A 22,364-nucleotide genomic window follows, 5' to 3' on the forward strand; every position below is an offset into this window, starting at 1 on the left:
GAGGATTCAGTTGCCGATCACAACTTCCGGCACGCTGAGTAGTCGCATGGAGGCGCGCAATGGTGAACACCCCCGCGGAACGACGTCGCGAAGCCCCTGACCGGAACCTGGCACTGGAGCTCGTGCGCGTCACCGAGGCAGCGGCGATGGCCGCCGGCCGGTGGGTGGGACGCGGCGACAAGAACGGCGGTGACGGCGCCGCGGTCGACGCGATGCGCAAGCTGATCCACACCGTCTCGATGCGCGGTGTCGTCGTGATCGGCGAGGGCGAGAAGGACGAGGCGCCCATGCTGTTCAACGGCGAGGAGGTCGGCAACGGCGAGGGCCCCGAGTGCGACGTCGCGGTCGACCCGATCGACGGCACCACGCTGATGTCCAAGGGCATGCCGAACGCGCTGGCCGTGCTGGCCGTGGCCGAGCGCGGCGCGATGTTCGACCCCTCCGCCGTGTTCTACATGGAGAAGCTCGCCGTGGGCCCGGAGGCGGCCGACGTCATCGACATCACCGCGCCGCTCGCGGAGAACATCCGCCGCGTCGCGAAGGCCAAGCACAGCGACGTCTCCGACGTGAACGTGTGCATCCTCGACCGGCCGCGCCACGAGCGGATCGTGCGCGAGGTGCGCGAGGCGGGTGCCCGCATCCACTTCATCTCCGACGGCGACGTCGCGGGCGCCATCTCGGCCGCGCGCCCCACGTCGGGTGTCGACATGCTCGTGGGCATCGGCGGCACGCCGGAGGGCATCATCGCGGCGGCGGCGCTCAAGTGCGTCGGCGGCGCGATCCAGGGCCGGTTGTGGCCCAAGGACGACGAGGAGCGCGAGAAGGCGATGGGCGCGGGCCACGACCTGTCCCGCGTGCTCACCACGAACGACCTCGTCGGCGGGGACAACGTCTTCTTCTGCGCCACCGGCGTCACCGACGGCGACCTGCTGCGCGGTGTGCACTACCGGGCGGGCGGCTGCACGACCCAGTCGATCGTGATGCGGTCCAAGTCCGGCACCGTGCGCATGATCGACGGCTTCCACAGCCTGCACAAGCTGCGCGAATACGCCTCGGTCGACTTCGACCTGCCGGAGAACGTGCAGCAGCCGCTGCCGTGAGCCCGCGGGAAGCTGTGAACCGTTAACGGGCGGTCATCCTCCGAGTGACCCTGGTGACGGGTCGCTTTCGTCCCTAGTTTCCTGTCCTGACCCCGGCAACCCTGCGCCGGGTTCGGGAAAGGAACTCAACGATGAGGGCACGTTCGTTGTTCTCCGCGGTCGTCGTGGCCGCCGGCGCCCTGCTCGCCTCGGCCGCCGCGGCCACCGCGGCTCCGGCTCCCACCGCGGACGGCGAGGTCTCGCCGATGATCGTCGGCGGCACCAACGCCACGCAGGTCTACTCCTGGATGGTGTCCCTGCAGAGCACCTCCGGCAGCCACTTCTGCGGCGGCACGCTGATCAAGGCGAACTGGGTCGTCACGGCGAAGCACTGCGTCCAGGGCTCGTCCGCCGCGTCGATCCGCACCCGGATCGGCACGACCAACCGCACCAGCGGTGGCACGACGACCGGCGCGTCCCGGATCGTCACGCACCCGTCCGCGGACCTCGCGCTGGTGCAGCTCAACACCTCGGTCAGCCAGGCCCCCGCCGCCGTGTCGGCCACGTCCGGCCCGGTCGGCACCGCCACCCGCATCATCGGCTGGGGCCAGACCTGCCCGACCCGCGGCTGCGGCTCCGCTCCGATCACCCTGCAGGAGCTCAACACCTCGATCGTGACGGACAGCCGGTGCGCCGGCATCAGCGCCGCCTCGGAGATCTGCACCAACAACACCGGTGGCAACAAGGGCGCCTGCTACGGCGACTCGGGTGGCCCGCAGGTGAAGTCGGTGAACGGCCGCTGGGAGCTGATCGGCGCGACCAGCCGTTCCGGTGGCGGCGCGACCTGCGCGACCGCTCCGTCGATCTACGTGGACGTCCCGTACTTCCGCTCGTGGATCAGCCAGTACGCCGGGACCGTGTGACCGGTCCGATCAAGAGTTGAACGCAGCAGGAAGGCCCGTCTCCCAACCGTTATGGGGGCGGGCCTTCCGCGTTGCAACCCCGCTGGTGCTCCTGCCGTCTACTTCGGCAAAGGATGAACCACCAAGGGGGGTGCGAGATGCGGATGCTGCTCGCGGCAGTCGCGTTGACGTTCGTGGCGGGATGCGCGCAAGGAGCCGTGCGGGCCGAGACTCCGGCCGCGCCACCACCTCCGCCGTCGTCCTCGGCGGCACCGGCGTCCTCCGCACCGCCTCCCCCGCCACCGCCGCCGGTCGTGAAGCCGACGCCGTGCGCCATCAGCGACGGCGCCTGCATCCAGCTCTCCACGAACCAGACCTGGGTCGTGCGCGGTGACAAGATCGTCTACGGACCGGTGCCGATCACGCACGGGCGCAAGGGCTTCGAGACGCCCCTCGGTGACTTCCCGGTGCTGCGCAAGGTGAAGGACGAGTGGAGCAGGCCCTACAACGGGCCGATGCCGTGGTCGACGTACTTCACCGAGAGCGGCATCGCGTTCCACGAGGGCTCGCTCACCGAGCCGTCGCACGGCTGCATCCACCTCGACCCGGCGTCGGCGCGGTACTACTTCCAGAACCTCTCGATCGGCGAGACCGTCCAGGTCGTCGCCTGAGTCCGTCCACAGCGCGATCGGACACTTCCATAAAACGATGATTTAGCTCACCCCGCAGTGGTTACTCCACTACCGAGGGGTGATGAGAGATGCGAGTTCTGATCGCGACGGTGCTCCTGATCCTCGGTTTCGCGGTACCCGCGCAGGCTCAGGCGGGATGCACCGTCCACAACGGAGCGTGCCTGGAGAAGCACTCCAACCGGGCGTGGCTGGTCCACAACGGCAAGACGAGCTACGGCCCGGTGCCGATCAGCCACGGCAAGCCGGGGTACGAGACCCCGGTGGGCACGTTCTCGGTGCTGCGCAAGGTGAAGAACGACTGGAGCGTCCCCTACAACGGCCCGATGCCGAACGCGGTGTACTTCACCACGACCGGCATCGCGTTCCACCAGGGTGACACGAACGTCCAGTCGCACGGCTGCATCCGGCTGTCCGCGGAGGCCTCGCAGGTCTTCTACGACAACCTCATGATCGGCGAGCAGGTCCAGGTGCTGCCATAAGTTGTCCCACCGATGGCTGCCCACCGGCTCCCGTCGTAGCGTCCCCTCGTGGAGACGCGCCGACGAGGCCGGTGGGCAGCCAGCCGGTGCGCCGTCCCGCCCGCGGTCGTGCCGCCACGGCCGGGCACGCTCAGCTGCCGTCGCTCGAGTGCCCGGGGAAGAGGTGCGCGGCCGGGTTGAGCAGGACCGCGATGTTGTTGACGGCGGTGGCCGCCTCGCCGAACCCGGTGGCGATGAGCTTGACCTTGCCGGGGTACTGCGCGACGTCACCCGCCGCGTAGACGCGGTCCAGCTTGGTCTTCATCGTGGTGTCGACGACGACCGCGCGGTGGTCGAGCTCGAGTCCCCACGACTCGATCGGCCCGAGGTCGGCCGTGAACCCGAGCGCCGCGACGACCGTCTGCGCGGGCAGCGTCTTCGGGTCCTGACCCTTGACCTGGACGTCCACTTCGGACAGCGGTTCGCCGCGCAGCGCCAGGACCTGGGCGTCGGTGATGATCTCGACGCCGAGTTCCCGCACCTGGCGGACGGTGGCGGCGTGCGCCCGGAAGTTGGCGCGGCGGTGCACGATCGTGACGCTGGCGGCGATCGGGTGCAACGCCAGCGCCCAGTCGAACGCCGAGTCGCCACCGCCCACGATCACGACGTGCTGCCCGGCGTGCTCGGCCAGCACCGGCACGAAGTGCACCATGCCGCGCCCCAGCCAGCCGTCGCCCGCCGGCAGCGGACGCGGGTTGAACTCCCCCATGCCCGCCGTGATCAGCACCGCCTTCGTGTTGATCACCGAGCCGTCCGCGAGCCCGATCCGCAGACCGTCCTCAATGGACTCCAGCGTGCGCGCCTGGCGGCCGAGCAGGTACGTCGGCTTGAACTGCCCCGCCTGCTCCACCAGACCGCTGACGAGGTCGCGCCCGCGGACCGCGGGGAACCCGGCCACGTCGAAAATCATCTTCTCCGGATACATCGCCGTGACCTGGCCGCCCGGTTCCGGGAGGGCGTCGACCACGGCGACGTTCATTTCCCGGAAGCCCGCGTAGTACGCGGCGAACAGCCCCGTGGGACCAGCGCCCACGATGAGGAGGTCGACGTCATGCTCCATGAGTGGCGCCCTTCTGCCAGTGGTGGGTGGCAGTGCTGTGATCGACGATAGAGACTCGGGGTATGTCTGAACAGGAGTACCGCGTCGAGCACGACACGATGGGTGAAGTCCGCGTGCCGGTCGACGCATTGTGGCGCGCCCAAACACAACGCGCGGTCGAGAACTTCCCGATTTCCGGTCGAGGCCTGGAACGGGCCCAGATCAGGGCCCTGGGCCTGCTCAAGGGCGCCGCGGCCAGGGTGAACGCCCAGCTCGGCGTCCTGCCCGACGACGTGGCGGCGGCCATCGCCTCCGCCGCCGACGAGGTCGCCGCCGGCCGGTGGGACGCGCACTTCCCGGTCGACGTCTTCCAGACGGGTTCGGGCACCTCCTCGAACATGAACGCCAACGAGGTCATCGCCACCCTGGCGACCCGTTCGCTGGGCCGCGACGTCCACCCGAACGACCACGTGAACGCCTCGCAGTCGTCCAACGACACGTTCCCGACGACCCTGCGGGTCGCCGCCACCGAAGCCGTGGTGACCGACGTGATCCCGGCGCTGGAGCACCTGCTGGGCGTGCTGGAGGCCCGCGCCGCGGAGTGGGCCGACCTGGTCAAGTCCGGCAGGACCCACCTCATGGACGCCGTGCCGGTGACGCTGGGCCAGGAAGCCGGCGCCTGGGCCTCCCAGGTCCGCTACTCCGCGGAACGGCTCTCGTCGTCCGTCCCGCGCCTGGCGGAGCTCCCGATCGGCGGCACGGCGGTCGGCTCCGGCCTGAACGCACCCGACGGCTTCGGCGCCCGCGTCGCCGCGGAGCTCGCCTCGGCGACCGGCCTGCCGCTGGTCGAGGCCCGCGACCACTTCGAGGCGCAGGCGACGCAGGACGGCGTGGTGGAGATCTCCGGCCAGCTCCGAGCGTGCGCCGTCGCGTTGTTCAAGATCGCCAACGACCTCCGCTGGCTGGGCTCCGGCCCCCGCACGGGCCTCGGCGAGCTGGCCCTGCCCGACCTGCAGCCGGGTTCGTCGATCATGCCGGGCAAGGTCAACCCGGTGATCTCCGAAGCCACGATGATGGTCGTGGCCCAGGTCATCGGCAACGACGCGACCGTCGCGTTCGCCGGTTCGCAGGGCAACTTCCAGCTCAACGTGATGCTCCCGGTCATCGCCCGCAACGTCCTGGAGTCGTCCCGCCTGCTGGCCGCGGTGGCCCGCCTGCTGGCCGACAAGGTCCTCGCCGGCGCCGAGCCCGCCGTCGACCGGATGCGCGAGTACGCCGAGTCGTCACCGTCGATCGTCACCCCGCTCAACCGCTACATCGGCTACGAGGAGGCGGCGTCGATCGCCAAGCAGTCGCTGAAGGAGCGCAAGACGATCCGCGAGGTGGTGCTGGAACGCGGCCACGTGCCGTCGAAGCTCACCGAGGAGCAGCTCGACGCCGCCCTGGACGTGCTGCACATGGCGCGCGGGGGTCGTTGAGGTTTCCCGCGGCCGGTCGCCGGGGTCAGGCCTCGGCGACCGGTTCCTCCGCACCCCGGGACGGATCTCTCCGGCCGCTCACCACCGTCACCTCGTCATCGGTGGCGCCGTCCACGAGCTGGTGGAGCGTCACCCGGAACTCGTCGAAGCCGTCCGCGGTCGCCACGCCCCACGGCCGCGCGGTGGACACCGTGACCGACTCACCGTCGACCCGCACGACCTCGCAGGCGACCTCGACGTCGACCGGGAGCACGACCTCGGGTGTCAGCGACGGGTCGATGAAGACCGGGGCCTTGTCCACCAGGCTCCACACGGTCCCGTGCGCGTCGGTGAGCCGAACCTCGAGCGTGCCGGGGAACTCGTCGTCCAACCACCGGACGGCCTGGCACACAACGCGGAGCATGGCGGCCAACGCCGGGTCAGGAGTACATCGCGAGCCAGATGGCGATGTAGTGGCAGAGAGCCGCCACCACGGTCGCGGCGTGGAAGAACTCGTGGTAGCCGAAGACCTGCGGCCACGGATTGGGCCACCGGGTCGCGTAGAAGACCGCCCCGACGGTGTAGAGAGCCCCGCCCACCAGCAGCAGCACCAGGGCCGCGACCCCGGCGTGGTGCAGCAGCTCGGGCAGCACGAACACCGCGACCCACCCCAGCGCGATGTAGATCGGCACCCCGAGCCACCGGGGCGCGTGCGGCCACGCCAGCTTCAGCGTCACGCCCAGCACGGCGCCGACCCACACCACGGTGAGCACGACGCGTCCGGTTCCCGGGTTCATCGCCAGCAGCGCGAACGGGGTGTAGGTGCCGGCGATGAACACGAAGATCATCGAGTGGTCGAGGCGCTTCATCCACGTGCGGACGCGCTCGGACGTCCACGTCACGCGGTGGTACAGCGCCGAGACGCCGAAGAGGCCGAGGACCGTCAGGCCGTAGACCGAGGTGGCCAGGGCGGCGCGTGCGGACACCGTGGACGCCGCGAGGGCGATCAGCGTCGCGCCGGTCGCCACCGAGGCGACGAAGGACCAGAGGTGCAGCCACCCACGCAAGCGCGGCCGCAGTCCGGGCTGGGGAGGAAGGCTCGTCGTCACAGGACACCAGGTTACGCGACCGTAGGTTTCCGACCACGGCTCAGTGATGAAGCTTGCACGGCGTACGCTGTTCGGACGTGGCACTCCGCACTCGTGTGAAAGACGTCGCTATCCACTTCTACGAGTGGATTCTCCGGCGCGAGCTGAGCGGGACGTCCCAGGTGCCCAAGCACGTGGGCGTGGTCCTCGACGGCAACCGCAGGTGGGCCAGGGAGGCCGGCTTCACGGACGTCGCCGACGGCCACCGGGCCGGCGCGCGGAAGATCCTCGAACTCCTCGACTGGTGCGGTGACGCCCAGGTCGAGGTCGTCACGCTCTGGATGCTGAGCACCGACAACCTCAACAGGGACGCCGACGAGCTCGCGCCGTTGCTCGACATCATCGCGGACATCACCGACGAGCTGGCCGGGGACGGCAAGCCGTGGCGCGTCCGGCACGTCGGCGCCATCGACATGCTGCCCGCCGAGCACGCCGAACGGCTCACGAGCGCCGCGGCGCGCACCAAGGACCGCAGCGGCATCCAGGTCAACGTCGCCGTGGCGTACGGCGGGCGGCAGGAGATCGCCGACGCCGTCCGCAAGCTCCTGCAGTCGCACGCCGAGCGCGGTGGCACCATCGAGGAGCTGGCCGAGGTCCTCGACGTCGACCACATCGCGGAGCACCTCTACACGTCCGGGCAGCCGGATCCCGACCTGATCATCCGCACGTCCGGCGAGCAGCGGCTCTCCGGGTTCATGCTCTGGCAGTCGGCGCACTCGGAGTTCTGGTTCTGCGAGGCCTACTGGCCCGGCTTCCGGCGCACCGACTTCCTGCGGGCCCTGCGCGAGTACGCCAAGCGCCACCGCAGGTACGGCAGCTGAGACGACGAAGGGGCGCCCACCGCGAGGTGAGCGCCCCTTCGAGCGAAGGCGACCGGTGTCAGTCGTCGTGGCCCCAGTGGCCGAAGTCGTCGCCGTCCTCGATGTAGCTGGCGGCGCAGGTCTCGGTGATGGACGGGGAGTTGATCGGCACCGCCGCGCCCAGCACGCCGACGTTGTTGCCGCACACGCCGGCGGTCACGTTCACGTTGTTGGCGTTGCCGACGACGAGCAGCGGCTCGTTGTTCCAGTGGTAACCCGGGTCCGCCATCGCGGGCGAACCGACGGCAAGGAATGCGGCGGCCACGGCGAGAGCGGCACCAGCCTGCTTCAGCATGATTTTCTCCTCATGAAGGTGTAAATCGGCTTGAATGGACCTGGGGGCGCCATGAATGACGCCCCCAGACGCAGAACAAAAGAGGGGAATCAGCCCTCGTCGACGATGCCGCCCGCGGCGCAGGTCTCGGTGATCTGCGGCGAGTTGATCGGCACGGCGGCACCCAGGACACCGACGTTGTTGCCGCAGGCACCGACGGTGCCGTTGACGTTGTTGCCGTTCAGGAGAACCAGCAGCGAGCCGTTCGTCCAGTGGTGACCACCGTGACCGCCGTGCCCGTCGTGACCCTCGCCGGCCATGGCGGCCGGTGCGAACGCGAGCGACAGTGCGGCTGCGGCAGCGACCGCGGCACAAGCCTTCTTCACGTGATTCTCCTTCATGTCGAGTTATCCACGTCAATTCCGGAGTCTTCGGGGATCTCCGGAGGACGGGGTCTCCATGCGGGAACGCTATCTGCGTTGCTGTCAATCCGCTGCCCGTGTGACCCCATCGAGTGACAGCAAGATCAACAACAATCCCCGATCAGGTGATCACCCATTCGCTGATCGGTGGCGGGCAAGACGTAGTGGTAGACGCTCTACTCTCTTCGAACCATGGACGCCGACGAGCTGGTGCGCGGATACCTGGTGCTCGGGCTGCGGCTCGGGCGCCTGGTGCCGGGCTTCGTCGACTCGTTCACCGGCGATCCCGCGCTGCGCCGGGCCGTCGGCAACGAACCGCGCCTGCACCCCGGGGCACTCGGCGGGCACGCGCGGAGCTTGCGCGCGGAGGTTCCCGGCAGCGACCTCACCGACCAGCGCAAACAGTTCCTCGACGCGCACCTGCGGGCGTTGGAGTGCACCGCCCGCAAGCTCGCCGGCGAGCGCATCGCGTTCGTCGACGAGGTCCAGCGGTACTTCCAGGTGCGCATCCGGCCCGGCGACGAGGACGCCTACGCGCAGGCCCACCGCGATCTCGGCGTCGTCCTCGGCGGACAGGGCCCGCTGCGCGACCGCCTCCACGCGTTCCGCACGACCGACGAGGTGCCCGCGCGGCGGCTCCAGGGCGCCGTGCAGGCCCTCTCCAGCGCGCTGCGGGACCGCGTGCGGCAGAAGTACGCGCTGCCCGAGCAGGAGATCGTCGAGTACCAGGTCGTCACGAACAAGCCGTGGAGCGGCTTCAACTACTACCTCGGCGGCTACCGCAGCAGGGTCGCGATCAACGCCGACCTGGGCCACCGCATGTCGAACCTGCCGCACCTGGTCGCGCACGAGTCCTACCCCGGTCACCACACCGAGCACTGCCGCAAGGACGCGGGCCTGGTCGCGAAGCGCGGCCACGCCGAGCAGTCGATCTTCCTGATCAACACGCCGCAGTGCCTGATGGCCGAGGGCATGGCGGAACTGGGCCTGCACGCCGCGGTGGGGCCGGGCTGGGGCGTCTGGGCGGAGCGGGTCCTCGGCGACCTGGGGTTGCGAATGGACGGCGATCTGTCCGAAAAGGTCGAAACGGCGGCGTCCGGGCTGCTCACCGTGCGACAGGACGCCGCCCTGCTGCTCCACGACCGTGGCGCTGACCAGGATGACGTCGTTGCCTATCTGTGCAGGTGGTTGCTTGTCCCAGAACCTCGGGCCCGGCAGATGGTCCGCTTTCTGGCAGATCCGCTGTGGCGCGCGTACACCACGACGTACGTCGAAGGAGTGCGTCTCGTGCGGACCTGGCTGGACATCCGCACGCCCGGCGAGTCGCTCGACTCCCGCTACCTGAGACTCCTCGACGAGCCGCTCGTCCCGGAATCAGTGGAAAACCAGGTGCGGGACGAACTGTCGTGGCTCGCTCGCGACACCCACGAGAACAGCACCTGACCAGCGACAACACGGCTGCGGTCACGTTTCGGGTTGTTTTCCGGCAGATGACAACTCGGGATTCACCTGTGTGGCTTCGTGCCGTTGGGGCACTTCCACAGGTAACTTCGAAACCGGCGGGACGCGACCACTGCGGACCGCGCAGGGAGGCTCTGATCGTGGCAACGAACGTCGCGAGGGGGCCGGCACCCGGCCCTCGTGGTCGACCTGCCTGACGCCACACGGCGGAAGGCGAGACGACCGATCAGGGTGGTGCCTGGCCCAGCGAGGAGCGGACGCGGGTGCCGCGTTCGTGAGGGAGTTGCCGTGAACGCACGACGTCCCGCGAGCCGTTCCTCAGGCTCATCGCGCAGTTCTTCCTCCCGGCGCAAGTCCGCCGCTCCAGCCATCACGACCTATGTGCTGGACACGTCGGTACTGCTGTCCGACCCGCTCGCCGCCACCAGGTTCGCGGAGCACGAGGTCGTGCTCCCGCTCGTGGTGATCAGCGAGCTGGAGGGCAAGCGCCACCACCCCGAACTCGGCTGGTTCGCGAGGGAGGCCCTGCGCCTGCTCGACGACCTGCGCTTGCGGCATGGTCGCCTCGATTCGCCGATCCCCATCGGGGATCTGGGAGGCACCTTGCACGTCGAGCTCAACCACTCCGACCCGGAGGTGTTGCCATCAGGTTTCCGAACCGACTCCAACGACGCCCGGATCCTCGCGTGCTCCCTCAACCTCGCTGCTGAGGGGCGCAACGTCACCCTGGTGACCAAGGACATGCCGCTGCGGGTCAAGGCCGGATCGGTCGGCCTGCCGGCGGAGGAGTACCGGGCGCACGACGTCACCTTGTCCGGCTGGACGGGGATGTCCGATCTGGACGTTCCCCAGTCCCTGGTGGACAGCCTGTTCAAGGAGAACGTCGTCGACCCCACCCAGTACGAGGACCTGGGGCACATCGCCGAGCTGCCCTGCCACACCGGACTGCGGTTGCTGGCGGGCACGTCGAGCGCTCTGGGCCGGGTGACCGCGGACAAGCAGATCAGGCTGGTGCGCGGGGATCGGGAGGCGTTCGGACTGCACGGGAGGTCCGCCGAGCAGCGGATCGCCCTGGACCTGCTGCTCGACTCGGAGGTCGGCATCGTCTCGCTGGGCGGACGTGCGGGCACCGGCAAGTCGGCGCTGGCGCTGTGCGCCGGCCTCGAAGCGGTGATGGAACGAAGGCAGCACCGCAAGGTCGTGGTCTTCCGGCCGTTGTACGCGGTCGGTGGCCAGGAGCTCGGCTACCTGCCGGGCACCGAGAACGAGAAGATGGGGCCGTGGGCGCAGGCGGTGTTCGACACCCTCGGCGCGCTGGTGAGCCAGGCGGTCGTGGAAGAGGTGATGGACCGCGGGATGCTCGAGGTCCTGCCCCTCACCCACATCCGCGGCCGCTCGCTGCACGACTCCTTCGTGATCGTCGACGAGGCGCAGTCGTTGGAGCGCAACGTGTTGCTGACCGTGCTGTCCCGCCTGGGCAGCAACTCGCGGGTGGTGCTGACGCACGACGTGGCGCAGCGCGACAACCTGCGGGTGGGCCGGCACGACGGTGTGGCGGCGGTGATCGAGAAGCTGAAGGGCCACCCGCTCTTCGCCCACGTCACCCTGACCCGCTCGGAGCGCTCGCCGATCGCGGCTCTCGTCACGGAGATGCTGGAGGACTACGCCTCCTAGCGATGTCCTGAGTGGAACGGCCCCGCGCACCTCGCGGGGCCGTTCTCCCGCTCAGTCGAGCGCGCGCTTCATGAAGCCGCGCAGGCCGAGCCCGCCGAACCCGGCGATCGCCACGACGAGCACGGCCAGCACGACCGGCAACGGGATGTGCGGCACGGCGGGCACCAGCTCCGCCCGCATGCCCTCGCTCACGTACGTCAGCGGGTTGAGCGCGCAGACCACCTTGAACCACAGCAGGTCGTCGCTCAGCGACCGCCACGGGAACTGCGCGGACCCGGTGAACAGCAACGGCGTCAGGATCACCGCGAACATCACGTTGACCCGGCGCGCGGGCACCGACGTGCCGATGACCATGCCGACCGAGCCGCCGGCCAGGCAGCCGAGGACGATCACCAGCAACGCTCCGGGAATCCCCTCCCACGCCCAGGAGACGTCGAGCATCACGAACCCGACCGGCACCATCAGCACGGCCGCGACGAACCCCCGGATCGCGCCGAACACGATCTTCTCCACCGCGACGAGCGGGATGGAGATCGGCGCGAGCAGCCTGTCCTCGATCTCCCGCGTCCACGAGAAGTCGAGCACCAGCGGCAGCGTCGTGTTCTGCAACGCGCCCAGGAACCCGTTCATCGCGATGATGCCGGGCAGCAGCACCTGCGCGAAGTCGTCCTGGACGTAGCCGATGTCCCCCAGCACCTTCGCGAAGATGAAGAGGATGAAGAACGGCTGGATGATCACCTGCGCGAGGAAGCTCGGCAGCTCGCGGCCCGTGACGAAGACGTCGCGCCACAGGATCGCGTTGAACGTGCGGAGCTGGGTCACTCCAGGTCGGCTCACCGCAGCTCCCTGCCGGTCAGGTGGATGAAGACGTCTTCCAGGCTGGGCTTGCCGATCGCGACGTCGCTCACGACGACGTCCAGGTCCCGCAGCACGTTCAGCACCGCGGGCAGCGTGACCGCGGTGTCGGAGTCGGTGTAGACGCGGTACATCCCACCAACCTCCTCCACCCGCTGCGCGCCGTCCACTTCGGACAGGGCTTGGGTGGTCTTCGCCGGCTCGTGGCCGTTCGGGCTCACCGTGACGCTGACCGTGTTGCTGCCGGGCAGGTTCTTGGTGAGCTCGACCGGCGTGTCCAGCGTGAGCAGCTTGCCGTGGTCGACGATGCCGACGCGGTCGCACAGCTTGGCGGCCTCGTCCATGTCGTGCGTGGTGAGCACGACCGTGACGCCCTCCGCGTGCAGAGCGGCGACGCGTTCGTGGACGAAGAGCCTGGCCTGCGGGTCGAGACCCGTGCTCGGCTCGTCGAGGAACAGCACCTTCGGGCGGTGCATGAGCGCGCGGGCGATCATCAGCCGTTGTGCCTGACCGCCCGACAACGTGTCCACGAGCGCGTTCTGGTGGTCCTTCAACCCCATCCGCTCGATGATGTCGTCGGCGAGCTTCTTGCGCTCCACCGGCCCGATGCCGTGGTAGGCCGCGTGGAACAGCAGGTTCTGCCGCGCGTTGAGCGAGCGGTCGAGGTTGTTGCGCTGCGGCACGACGGCGAGGAGCTGCCGGGCGCGCCGGGAGTCCGCGACCACGTCGACGCCCTCCACGAACGCCTGCCCCGAGGTGGGGCGGACGCGCGTGGTCAGCACGCCGACCGTGGTCGTCTTGCCGGCGCCGTTCGGCCCGAGCAAACCGAAGACCTCACCGCGGCGGACGGTGAAGCTCAACCCGTCCACCGCCGGTTTCTGCCCCGTCTTGTAGACCTTGCGGAGCTCTCTGACCTCGACCGCCGCGTCCATCCTCACCATCCCCCCGGCAAGGGCCTGCCCTCCGCGAACCCAGCCGCCGACTGGATGCCGAGAACAGCCCTGGCGTGGAACTCCTCCAACGAGGTCGCGCCGGCGTACGTGCAGGCCGAGCGAACGCCGGAGGTTATCGCATCGAGCAGGTCCTCCACGCTCGGCCGGACGGGGTCGAGGCGCATCCTCGAGGTGGAGATGCCCTCTTCGAACAGCCCCTTCTTGGCCCGGTCGAACGCGTTGTCGCTGCGCGTGCGCGCCGTCACGGCCCGCTTCGAGGCCATGCCGAAGGATTCCTTGTAGAGGTTGCCGCGCTCGTCGTGCTGGAGGTCGCCGGGCGACTCGTAGGTGCCCGCGAACCAGCTCCCCACCATGACGCTGGCGGCCCCCGCCGCGAGGGCCAGCGCGACGTCGCGCGGGTGCCGCACGCCGCCGTCGGCCCACACGTGCTTGCCGAGCCTGCGCGCCTCGGCCGAGCACTCGGCGACGGCGGAGAACTGCGGGCGGCCGACGCCGGTCATCATCCGCGTGGTGCACATCGCGCCCGGCCCGACGCCGACCTTGATGATGTCCGCACCGGCCTCGACCAGGTCCCGCACGCCCTCGGCGGTGACGACGTTGCCCGCCGCGATCGGCACGTGCGGGTTCGCCTCCCTGACCGCCCTGAGCGCGGTGATCATCTTCTCCTGGTGCCCGTGCGCGGTGTCCACGACCAGCACGTCGACGCCCGCCTTGAGCAACGCCTCGGCCTTGGCCCTGACGTCCCCGTTGACCCCGACCGCGGCCGCGATCCGCAGCTTGCCCGCGTCGTCGGTGGCGGGCCGGTAGACCTCCGCCCGCAACGCCGTCAGCTCGGTCAGCACCCCGCTGAGCCGCTGCTGGGCGTCGACGCCCAGCGCGATCCGGTGGGTGCTGTGGTGCAGCCGGTCGAACACGTCCTGCGGCTTCGTGCCGAGGGGGAGCTGGAGGACGTCGGTGTTCATCACGTCGCCGAGGCGCGCGAACCGGTCGACGCCCGTGAGCGCGGCCTCGTCGACCACGCCCAGCGGCCGGCCGCCGCCGTCCACCACGACAACCGCGCCGTGCGCCCTCTTGTGCAGCAGGTTCCACGCGTCGGCCACCGCGTCGCCCGTGGTGAGCGTGAGCGGGGTGTCCCAGACGGGGTGCCGCTCCTTGACCCAGGAGATGATCTCCGCCACGGCCTCGGTCGGCACGTCCTGCGGGATCACGACGAGCCCGCCGCGCCGCGCGATGGTCTCCGCCATCCGCCGTCCGGCCACCGCCGTCATGTTGGCGACGACGATCGGGATCGTGGCCCCGGTGCCGTCCGAAGTGGAGAGGTCGACGCCGAACCGCGACTCCACGGCACTGCGGCCGGGGACGAGGAACACGTCGTCGTAGGTCAGGTCGTAAGAGGGCCGATGCCCTTCGATGAACCGCACGTGCTTCCACGATACCCGCAGCACGTCACCGGGGCCGCCACACGAACCCCGTGGTCGTGGTGACGGGCACGAACCCGAGGCGCTCCAGGATCGGCCGGCTGTCCTCGCTCGCGTCGACCTGCAGGTACTTCCGGCCACGGGCGAGCGCCACCCGCGCCCGGTGCGCGACGAGGGCCCGGTAGATGCCCCGGCCACGCCATTCCCGCAGCGTGGAGCCACCCCACAGCCCGCAGAAGTCCGTCTCCGGAACGATCTCCAGCCGCGCGGACGACACGATCCGCCCCTCGGCCTCGGCGACGACGATGACGGTGTCCGGATCGTCCTTCTTGGCGATCAGGTAGTCGATGAGGAAGCTCACGTCCTTGCCGAACGCCTCGGACGACGCGGCCACGAGCCGCTGGATGTCCGCCCAGTGCCGCGTCTCCCGCAGGACGATCCCGTCGAGGGGCACCGGCGCGACCATGTCCTCGGCCAGTCCGATGACGACGGTCTCGGTGTCCTCCGGGGTGAACCCGGCCGCGACGAGCCGGTCCGGCAGGTCCGCGGGCCGGTCGTGGCTCCACGTCTTCCACTCGGCGGACTGGCGGCGCGCGGTGAAGAAGTCGCGTTGCCGGGCGATGAGCTCGTCCAGCGCATCGCCCTCGACGCCGAGGTCGGGCGGCCCGGCCACGAAACCCCGCCGGTTCGGCCAGGACACCCGGAACAGCGGACCGTCCCGGTCGACCGTGGCGTCCCCCTCGGGGAACTCCCACTCGGCGGGACGGGCCTGGGCGTCGAACGCGCTGAGCAGCGCGGCAGCGTCGGTCACCGGGCGACGCTAGTGGCGGGCGCCGGGGCGTCGCACCCGATTTTCCCCGCTGGAGCGGGCGGTGGATCGTCGGCGCGGAACCACCTCCCGGGGGAGGCGGGGGCGGTGCCGGGTCGGCCGCCGGGCCTCGTTGCGCAGGTCCGCAAGCCGCGGTCACCGAGAACACCGCACCGGCGGCGTCAGGCCTCGCATGCGGTCGCACGGCAGCTCACCGACGCGGAACCACCTCCCGACACGACGCGGGACACTGCCGAACACAGGTCCTCAAGCCCCAGGCCACCGAGCACACCCCACCTGCGGCATCAAGCCTCGGGAGCCGGCCGTGCGGCGGGCAGCAACGCCCTCACCTCGTCGATCGTCGTCGCCTCCGACGGGTCCTTGTCCGGGCGGTAGCGCACGACTCGGGCGAACCGCAGCGCGACGCCGCCGGGGTAGCGCGGCGAGACCTGCACGCCGTCCAGCTCGATCTCGATCACCAGTTCGGGACGGACCTTCACCACCCAGTCGTCCTGCTCGGTGGCTATCGCCCGCAACGCCTCGGTCTGCCACTTGAGCAGCTCGTCGGTGAGGCCCTTGAAGGTCTTGCCCACCATTACCGGCGGGCCGCCGTCGGGGTCGCGGGCGCCCAGGTGCAGGTTGGACAGCCAGCCGCGGCGGCGGCCGCTGCCCCACTCGACGCCGATGACCACCAGGTCGAGCGTGTGGACCGGCTTCACCTTCTGCCACGCCCTGCCCCGCCTGCCCGCGGCGTAGGTGGACGCGAGCGACTTCACCACCACGCCCTCGTGCCCCGCGGCCAGCGATGCCGCGACGACCTCGGCTGCCTGCTCCCGCGTCGGGTCCTGCACGCCGGGGATGACGTGCCGTCCCGCCACCTGCCGCAGTGCGGCGAGGCGGTCGCGCAGCGGTTCGTCGAGCAGGTCCTTGCCGTCGAGGTGCAGGCAGTCGAAGAAGTACGGGTGCAGCAGCAGCTCGCGCTCGTCCTGCGCGCCGAAGCGGCTCATAGTCTCCTGGAACGGGCGGGGCCTGCCCTCGTCGGTCAGCGCCAGGGTCTCGCCGTCGAGCACCACGGACGTGCACGGCAGCCCGCGCACGAGCTCGACCAGCTCGGGGACGGTCTTGGTGATCTCGCGCAGGGTGCGGGTGTAGACGTGGACCTCGTCGCCCGAGCGGTGCACCTGGATGCGCGCGCCGTCGAGCTTGTGCTCCACCACGCAGCCGCCGAGCTCGTCCAGCGCCTCGTCGAGCGACTCCGCGGGCGAGGCGAGCATGGGCCGCAGCGGCCGCCCGACCTCGAGCCGGAACGCCTCCAGCTCCGCCGCGCCGCCCGCCAGCGCCGCCACCGCGGTCTCCGGCAGCCGGCCGGACAGCATGAACGCGCGCCGCACCGTCTCGCCCGGCACGTCCGCCGCCGAGGCGATCGCGTCGAGCATCACGCCCTCCAGCGCGCCCTGGCGCAGCTCGCCGGTCAGCAGCCTGCGCAGGAAGTCCTGCTCCTCCTCGGTGGCGCGGCCGAACAGGCCGAGCAGCAGGTCGACCCTCCGCTGCGCGGAGCCCTTGCCCGACGTGACCGCCACCTCGGCGAGCGCGACGTCGACCTCGGCGACGGCGAGGCCGGGCTCGGCGGCCGGCGGCACGGAGAGGTCGACCACCGTGCGCCAGCCAGCGCCGATGCGACCCTGCCGCGGCGTGCCGATGAGGAACGACACCACCGCGGCCACGACGTCGTCCGACGCCGAGCGCAGCAACGCCGCCAGCGCCTTGACCTTGGCCAGGCGCGACCGGGTCGCCGCCACGGAGGCCGACGTGCCGACTACTTCGGAGAAGAGCACGCACCCATGGTGCACCCGCGCACTGACATTTTCTCGAGACGCGACCGCGCCACCCGCTCCACCTGGGGTTTTGCCGCCCACGAGTGGGACGGCGTCCCGCTAGGCCACCGCGACGGCCGCGATCTCCTTGACGGCCTCGCGCAGGCGGTCGGGCGACAGCGACGCGTACCCCAGCGCCAAGCCGGGCCACATCGGCGCGCGCGTGTACTGCGCCAACGCCCACACGTGCACCCCGCGCTCCTCGAGCCTGCTCTTCAACGCGAGGTCGTCCGACCCGTCCGGCATCCGCAGCACGACGTGCAACCCGGCCGCCACACCGATGGGCTGCCATCTCGGCAGATGCTCCGCGACGGCCTCCAGCAACGCATCCCGCCTCTTCCGGTAGAGCGCGCGCGTACGCCGCAGATGCCGGTCGTAGCCACCCGTTCGCATCAGGTGCGCGAGCGCGGCTTGCGGGATCGTGCCGGTGCCCATGTCGTTGTACTTCTTGCGTTCCACGATGCCCTCGCGCAGACGTTCCGGCACCACGAGCCATCCGAGGCGCAACGCGGGCGAGAGCACTTTGCTCGTCGTTCCCTGGTACACCACGTGCTCGGGCGCGAGCGCCTGCAACGCCCCCAGGGCCGGTCTGTCGTACCGGTGCTCGGCGTCGTAGTCGTCCTCGATGATCAACGCGTCCCGCTCGCGCGCCCACTCCACGAGCGCGCGCCGCCGTTCCGGGTGCAGCACCACCCCGAGGGGGAACTGGTGCGCGGCGGTCACCAGCACGGCGCGGCAGTCCGTCGTGGACAGCAGGTCGACGCGGATGCCCTTGTCGTCCACCGGGATCGGCACGGTTTCCAGGCCGTTCGACCGCAGCATGTCCTCGGCGCCGACGTGGCTGGGTTGCTCGATCGCGATGCTGCCGCGCAGGACCCTGGCGGTGAGCTGCAACCCGTCCGCCGCACCGTTGGTGATCACCGCGTCCTTCGCGACGACCGCTCGCACGCGGGCCAGGTAGTCGACGATCTCCTTGCGCAGCCCCAGGAACCCCGCCGGGTCGGGGTAGGCGAGGTCGTCGTCGGGCAGCTCGGCGAGCGCCGCCCGGTGCGCGGCGACCCATTCGGCGCGCGGAAAAGCGCCCAGTGCGGGCAGGCCCGGCCGCAGGTTGTACCGCCACCGCCGCGGCGGCTCCGGCACCCCGGACGCGCCGGCCGGGCCGAGGCTCGCGACCGTCGTCCCCGACCCCCTCCTGGTGGTGAGGTAGCCCTCCGCCACGAGCTGCGTGTACGCCGACGTCACCGTTCCGCGCGCCACGCCGAGCTGGGCGGCGAGGTCGCGGCTCGACGGCAGCCGGGTGCCCGGCACGAGCCGCCCGTCCCGGATGGCCCTGCGCAGCTCCACCTCCACCCCGCGCCGCCGCTGGTGCCCCGGCAGCAGCAGCTCGCGGAAAGTGGTCCAGTTCGTGGTCATCGAAGTGGAGCTTAAACCTGGACCAGTCCGGCGCAAGGCTCTGGAGCATGAAACTCGGGGTGGCCGCGGGAGCGACAGCGGCAATGATCGTCGGCGCGTCGGTGCCGATCACGGGAATGCTGGAGGGCTACCCGGTCCTGACCGGCCAGGCCATGCGCTACGCACTGGGCGCGGCCGTGTTGCTGCTGGTGGCGCGACGTCTGCCGATGCCGTCGTGGCGTGACGTCCCGCCGCTGCTGGGGGTGGTCCTGTCGGGCATGCTCGGCTTCAACGCCCTGCTCATCGCCGCGCAGCAGTACGCGGAACCGGGCTTCGTGGCCGCCGTGATGGGCGGCGCCCCGATCGCTCTGGCGTTGCTCTCCCGCCAACGCACCGCCTCGGCCCTTGTGGGCGCCGTGGTGGTGGCGGCGGGCATCGTGCTGTTGTCCGGCGGCGGGTCATGGCACGGGCCCGGTCTCGTGCTCGCGCTGCTCACGATGGTCGGCGAAGTCTGCTTCACGCTGTTCGCCGTCGGAGTCGTGCGCCGGCTCGGCGTGCTGGGCGTGGCCACGTGGACCTGCCTCATCGCCACGGTGATCGGCGCGGTGGTCGGCACGTTCGTCGGCGGCTGGCAGGTGCCGGACGCACGGCAGACGTTCGCGCTGGTGCTGCTGGCGGTCGTGGTGACCGCTTTCGCGTTCGGGCTCTGGTACTTCGCCGTGAACCGGCTGGGTTCGGACCGCGCCGGGGTGCTCATCGGCCTGATGCCGGTGGCGGGCCTGGTGACGTCCGTGTTGCTCGGCGCACAGGACCTGACACTCGTGTCCGTCCTCGGTGTCACCACGGTCGCTCTCGGGTGCGTCATCGGGCTTCGCAAGCCTCAGCCGGCAGCGGAGCCGCCCGCCGGCGTTCTCGCCGATCGGACGGCCTCCAGCGTCACGTGAGGTCGGGCCCCTGCGAGCGCAGGTCGTCGACCTTCGACATCGCGTCCCGCAACTCGCCGAGCCACGTGTCCGCGTGCTCGCCGACCAGGCGCACGGCCCACGCCAGCGCATCCGCGCGAGACCGGGCCACACCGGCGGCCACCAGCGTGTCGAGCACCTGGCGTTCCGGCTGGCGCAGGCGCGTCATCACCGGGACGGCCAGGTGCGTGAACAGCTCGCGCGTGCCTCCCTGGACGGCACCCCAGGCCACCTTGCGGCCGTAGCGGTGCTCGGCCTGGCGCGCGATCTCCACGCGCTCGTCCCGCGTCTCCTCGCGCCAGCGGGCGATGCGGCCCGCCTCGGCCGCGGCGCGCGAGGCGTCGTCGAACTCGCCTTCGAGCGCGGGCAGCGTGCCGACGACCGTGATCTCCTCGCGGTCGACGACCACCTCCGGCGCGCCCGTGAACCAGCCGTCGGGCAGCCTGCCCGCGAACCACGCCGCCGCGTCGTCGGCGGAGGGCAGGTCACCCTGCTGCCACCCGCCTCGTCCTCGCCATCCTCGTCCCATGCCGACCACCTCTGATTACATGATTACGTCGTTACCGACGTTACGCGCGCAATCAGTCAGAGGGTGTTCGCCGTCAGCGAAGTGACCAGCGCATCCACCGATGCGACGGGCAGGTCGCAGACGTAACCGCGGCACACGTAGGCAGCGGGGGCCTCGTCCAGCAACGGACGGTCCTCCAGCAACGGCACGGACGAAGGCTCACCGGCCACGACGACACCGCCTCCCGGCACGTGCGCGACCGCTGCCGCCCACAGCGCCGCACGGCGCGGATCATCACCTGCCCCCACGACGGCCACCTGCAGCGGACCGGCGACCAAGGCCTCGGCGACGGTCAGCCAGTGGCCGGCGAACCGGGGTGCGCGCGCGGCCAGCAGTCCGGCGCGCGTCACCGCCGCCGTCGCGGCGTCCAGGTACCGCGCGGAGCGATCGGCACCCGACAGCAGTGACGCCGTCAGCAAGGCCGAGGCCAGCGACGACGCCCCGGAAGGCGACGCGTTGTCGGTCGAGTCGGCCGGGCGGCGCACCAACGTCTCGGCGTCGTCGGCGGTGTCGTAGTAGGCACCCGGCGAGTCCGGCACGGCGAACCGCGCCAGAGCGGTGTCCACCAGCCCGCACGCCAGGTCGAGCCACCGGATCGAGCCCGTGACCTGGTGCAACGCCAGCAGGCCGTCGGCGAGGCAGCCGTAGTCCTCCAGCACGCCGAACGACGGACCCGCGACGCCGTCCCGCGAGGTCCGCAGCAACCGCCCCTCGACGAGGTGCGTGGAGGCCAGCAGCGACGCCGCCTCCGAAGCCGCCACGACCCACGACGGCTCACCGAAGAAGGCGCCCGCCTCGGCCAGCGCGGCGATCGCCATGCCGTTCCAGGCCGCGATCACCTTGTCGTCGCGGCCCGGCTGCGGTCGCGCCGCGCGGATCGCGAGCAACGCGGCGCGCACCTCCTCCCCCGGTTCCGACACGAACCGCAGCGTCGACTTGCCGTCCTCGAAGTTCGGCTCCTCGGTCACGCCGAAAGCAGCGGCCGCCGGACCGAGCTCCTCGAACGACCACACGTACGTGAGCCCTTCGACGCCGTCGGTGTCCGCGTCCAGCGAGGCCGCGAAACCTCCCTCCGCCGTGCGCATGTCGCGCAGCAGGAAAGCAGCCGTGTCGCGAGCGACGCGCGAGTAGCGCTCCGAACCCGTCAGCCGCGCCAGGTGCGTGTAGAAGCGGAGGAGCAAGGCGTTGTCGTACAACATCTTCTCGAAGTGCGGCACCGTCCACGACGCGTCGACGCCGTACCGCGCGAACCCGCCGCCGAGCTGGTCGTACAGGCCGCCGTTCGCCATCGCGTCGGCCGTCGCGGTCGCCATCGAGATCGCCTCGACGGATCCGGTGCGCTCGTGGTGGCGCAGCAGGAACTCGACCACCATCGACGGCGGGAACTTCGGCGCGCCCCCGAACCCGCCGTTGCGGCGGTCGAACTCGCCCAGCAGCGACACCACCGCGCCCGCCAGCGCGTCCGAGTCCACTGTGGAGGGAGGTAGCGGCGCGGCCTGCCGGGAGATCTCGTCCACGACGGCGGAGGCCGACTCCAGGACCTCGTCGCGCCGCGTGGTCCAGGCCGCCGACACCGCCTCGACGAGCTGGGTGAACGACGGCATGCCCTGCCGCGGTGACGGCGGGTAGTAGGTGCCCGCGTGGAACGGGCGCGCGTCCGGCGTCAGGAACACCGTCATCGGCCATCCGCCGTGGCCGGTCATGGCCTGCGTGACCTCCATGTAGACGGCGTCGACGTCCGGGCGTTCCTCGCGGTCCACCTTGACCGGGACGAAGTGCGCGTTCACCAACGACGCGACCGCCTCGTCCTCGAACGACTCGTGCGCCATCACATGGCACCAGTGGCAGGCCGCGTAGCCGATGGACAGCAGCACCGGGACGTCACGCCGGCGCGCCTCCTCGAACGCCTCCGGGCACCACGGCCACCAGTCGACCGGGTTGCCGGCGTGCTGCAGCAGGTACGGGCTGGTCGCGTCCGCGAGGCGGTTCGTCATGCACCCACCCTAAA

At 70.7% G+C, this 22,364-nt stretch carries 22 protein-coding genes; 9 read left to right on the forward strand and 13 right to left on the reverse strand.

Features of this window, described 5'->3' with window-relative positions; genetic code table 11:
* Nucleotides 1-59 precede the first annotated feature (59 nt).
* The 4 genes from glpX to BMW88_RS06580 all read left to right on the forward strand — a co-directional run bounded on the left by glpX (nucleotide 60) and on the right by BMW88_RS06580 (nucleotide 3,152).
* Nucleotides 60-1,100, forward strand: a complete 1,041-nt coding sequence (gene glpX, locus BMW88_RS06565; protein WP_089949706.1) for a class II fructose-bisphosphatase — start codon at nucleotides 60-62, stop codon at nucleotides 1,098-1,100.
* Nucleotides 1,101-1,231: 131 nt separating this feature from the next.
* Nucleotides 1,232-2,002: a S1 family peptidase gene (locus BMW88_RS06570; RefSeq protein ID WP_089949707.1), complete on the forward strand. Its 771-nt coding sequence runs from the start codon at nucleotides 1,232-1,234 to the stop codon at nucleotides 2,000-2,002.
* A gap of 143 nt (nucleotides 2,003-2,145) precedes the next feature.
* Nucleotides 2,146-2,652: a L,D-transpeptidase gene (locus tag BMW88_RS06575; protein ID WP_089950218.1), complete on the forward strand. Its 507-nt coding sequence runs from the start codon at nucleotides 2,146-2,148 to the stop codon at nucleotides 2,650-2,652.
* A gap of 89 nt (nucleotides 2,653-2,741) precedes the next feature.
* The gene (locus tag BMW88_RS06580) at nucleotides 2,742-3,152 is read left to right on the forward strand and encodes a L,D-transpeptidase (RefSeq protein WP_089949708.1); all 411 of its coding nucleotides are present in this window, start codon (nucleotides 2,742-2,744) and stop codon (nucleotides 3,150-3,152) included.
* A gap of 130 nt (nucleotides 3,153-3,282) precedes the next feature.
* Here the strand turns inward: BMW88_RS06580 and BMW88_RS06585 are convergent, their stop codons facing one another.
* A complete protein-coding gene (locus tag BMW88_RS06585; RefSeq protein ID WP_089949709.1) occupies nucleotides 3,283-4,251 on the reverse strand; it encodes an NAD(P)/FAD-dependent oxidoreductase in 969 nt (322 codons plus the stop codon).
* 62 nt (nucleotides 4,252-4,313) lie between these two features.
* On the opposite strand from BMW88_RS06585, the gene BMW88_RS06590 reads away from it, so the two are divergent.
* Nucleotides 4,314-5,708 (forward strand): class II fumarate hydratase, encoded by a 1,395-nt coding sequence (locus BMW88_RS06590; protein ID WP_089949710.1) that lies wholly within the window; start codon nucleotides 4,314-4,316, stop codon nucleotides 5,706-5,708.
* 25 nt (nucleotides 5,709-5,733) lie between these two features.
* On the opposite strand, the gene BMW88_RS06595 is transcribed toward BMW88_RS06590, so the two are convergent.
* Complete coding sequence (locus tag BMW88_RS06595) at nucleotides 5,734-6,111, reverse strand: hypothetical protein (protein ID WP_089949711.1); 378 nt, start codon at nucleotides 6,109-6,111, stop codon at nucleotides 5,734-5,736.
* A 16-nt stretch (nucleotides 6,112-6,127) separates the two neighbouring features.
* A complete protein-coding gene (gene trhA / locus BMW88_RS06600) occupies nucleotides 6,128-6,796 on the reverse strand; it encodes a PAQR family membrane homeostasis protein TrhA (protein WP_089949712.1) in 669 nt (222 codons plus the stop codon).
* Nucleotides 6,797-6,873: 77 nt separating this feature from the next.
* Here trhA and BMW88_RS06605 point away from each other — a divergent pair, with 77 nt between their 5' ends.
* Nucleotides 6,874-7,656, forward strand: a complete 783-nt coding sequence (locus BMW88_RS06605) for an isoprenyl transferase (RefSeq protein ID WP_089949713.1) — start codon at nucleotides 6,874-6,876, stop codon at nucleotides 7,654-7,656.
* Between the two features lie 58 nt (nucleotides 7,657-7,714).
* Here the strand turns inward: BMW88_RS06605 and BMW88_RS06610 are convergent, their stop codons facing one another.
* Both BMW88_RS06610 and BMW88_RS06615 read right to left on the reverse strand, forming a co-directional pair.
* The gene (locus BMW88_RS06610; protein WP_089949714.1) at nucleotides 7,715-7,990 is read right to left on the reverse strand and encodes a hypothetical protein; all 276 of its coding nucleotides are present in this window, start codon (nucleotides 7,988-7,990) and stop codon (nucleotides 7,715-7,717) included.
* An 89-nt stretch (nucleotides 7,991-8,079) separates the two neighbouring features.
* Nucleotides 8,080-8,355: a hypothetical protein gene (locus BMW88_RS06615; protein WP_245777604.1), complete on the reverse strand. Its 276-nt coding sequence runs from the start codon at nucleotides 8,353-8,355 to the stop codon at nucleotides 8,080-8,082.
* A 228-nt stretch (nucleotides 8,356-8,583) separates the two neighbouring features.
* On the opposite strand from BMW88_RS06615, the gene BMW88_RS06620 reads away from it, so the two are divergent.
* Both BMW88_RS06620 and phoH2 read left to right on the forward strand, forming a co-directional pair.
* Nucleotides 8,584-9,834, forward strand: coding sequence for a DUF885 family protein (locus BMW88_RS06620; protein WP_089949716.1), 1,251 nt, complete (start codon nucleotides 8,584-8,586; stop codon nucleotides 9,832-9,834).
* A 387-nt stretch (nucleotides 9,835-10,221) separates the two neighbouring features.
* A complete protein-coding gene (phoH2, locus tag BMW88_RS06625) occupies nucleotides 10,222-11,526 on the forward strand; it encodes an RNA 5'-3' helicase PhoH2 (protein ID WP_425434634.1) in 1,305 nt (434 codons plus the stop codon).
* 51 nt (nucleotides 11,527-11,577) lie between these two features.
* Here phoH2 and BMW88_RS06630 read toward each other — a convergent pair whose 3' ends face one another.
* The 6 genes from BMW88_RS06630 to pdxR form a co-directional block, all read right to left on the reverse strand.
* On the reverse strand, nucleotides 11,578-12,363 hold the full coding sequence (locus BMW88_RS06630) for an ABC transporter permease (RefSeq protein ID WP_245777605.1): 786 nt from the start codon (nucleotides 12,361-12,363) through the stop codon (nucleotides 11,578-11,580).
* Nucleotides 12,360-13,313 (reverse strand): ABC transporter ATP-binding protein, encoded by a 954-nt coding sequence (locus BMW88_RS06635; RefSeq protein ID WP_089949719.1) that lies wholly within the window; start codon nucleotides 13,311-13,313, stop codon nucleotides 12,360-12,362. Before BMW88_RS06635 ends, BMW88_RS06630 begins: the two co-directional genes overlap by 4 nt.
* A gap of 2 nt (nucleotides 13,314-13,315) precedes the next feature.
* Nucleotides 13,316-14,755 (reverse strand): GuaB1 family IMP dehydrogenase-related protein, encoded by a 1,440-nt coding sequence (locus BMW88_RS06640; RefSeq protein ID WP_089950219.1) that lies wholly within the window; start codon nucleotides 14,753-14,755, stop codon nucleotides 13,316-13,318.
* 25 nt (nucleotides 14,756-14,780) lie between these two features.
* The gene (locus BMW88_RS06645) at nucleotides 14,781-15,563 is read right to left on the reverse strand and encodes a GNAT family N-acetyltransferase (RefSeq protein WP_089949720.1); all 783 of its coding nucleotides are present in this window, start codon (nucleotides 15,561-15,563) and stop codon (nucleotides 14,781-14,783) included.
* Between the two features lie 302 nt (nucleotides 15,564-15,865).
* Nucleotides 15,866-17,395 carry an ATP-dependent DNA ligase gene (locus tag BMW88_RS06650; RefSeq protein WP_089949721.1) on the reverse strand — a complete coding sequence of 510 codons (1,530 nt, stop codon included), beginning with the start codon at nucleotides 17,393-17,395 and terminating at the stop codon, nucleotides 15,866-15,868.
* Nucleotides 17,396-17,494: 99 nt separating this feature from the next.
* Nucleotides 17,495-18,847: a MocR-like pyridoxine biosynthesis transcription factor PdxR gene (gene pdxR, locus BMW88_RS06655; protein ID WP_089949722.1), complete on the reverse strand. Its 1,353-nt coding sequence runs from the start codon at nucleotides 18,845-18,847 to the stop codon at nucleotides 17,495-17,497.
* Nucleotides 18,848-18,894: 47 nt separating this feature from the next.
* Here pdxR and BMW88_RS06660 point away from each other — a divergent pair, with 47 nt between their 5' ends.
* A complete protein-coding gene (locus BMW88_RS06660) occupies nucleotides 18,895-19,770 on the forward strand; it encodes a DMT family transporter (protein WP_089949723.1) in 876 nt (291 codons plus the stop codon).
* On the opposite strand, the gene BMW88_RS06665 is transcribed toward BMW88_RS06660, so the two are convergent.
* Together BMW88_RS06665 and BMW88_RS06670 are read right to left on the reverse strand one after the other, a co-directional pair.
* Nucleotides 19,763-20,317, reverse strand: a complete 555-nt coding sequence (locus BMW88_RS06665; RefSeq protein ID WP_089950220.1) for a hypothetical protein — start codon at nucleotides 20,315-20,317, stop codon at nucleotides 19,763-19,765. The two genes, BMW88_RS06660 and BMW88_RS06665, sit on opposite strands and share 8 nt — an antisense overlap.
* Before the next feature lie 56 nt (nucleotides 20,318-20,373).
* Nucleotides 20,374-22,350 (reverse strand): thioredoxin domain-containing protein, encoded by a 1,977-nt coding sequence (locus BMW88_RS06670; protein ID WP_089949724.1) that lies wholly within the window; start codon nucleotides 22,348-22,350, stop codon nucleotides 20,374-20,376.
* Nucleotides 22,351-22,364 lie beyond the last annotated feature (14 nt).

The sequence above is a fragment of the Lentzea xinjiangensis genome (assembly GCF_900110955.1).
GTDB classification, from domain to species: Bacteria; Actinomycetota; Actinomycetes; order Mycobacteriales; family Pseudonocardiaceae; genus Lentzea; species Lentzea xinjiangensis.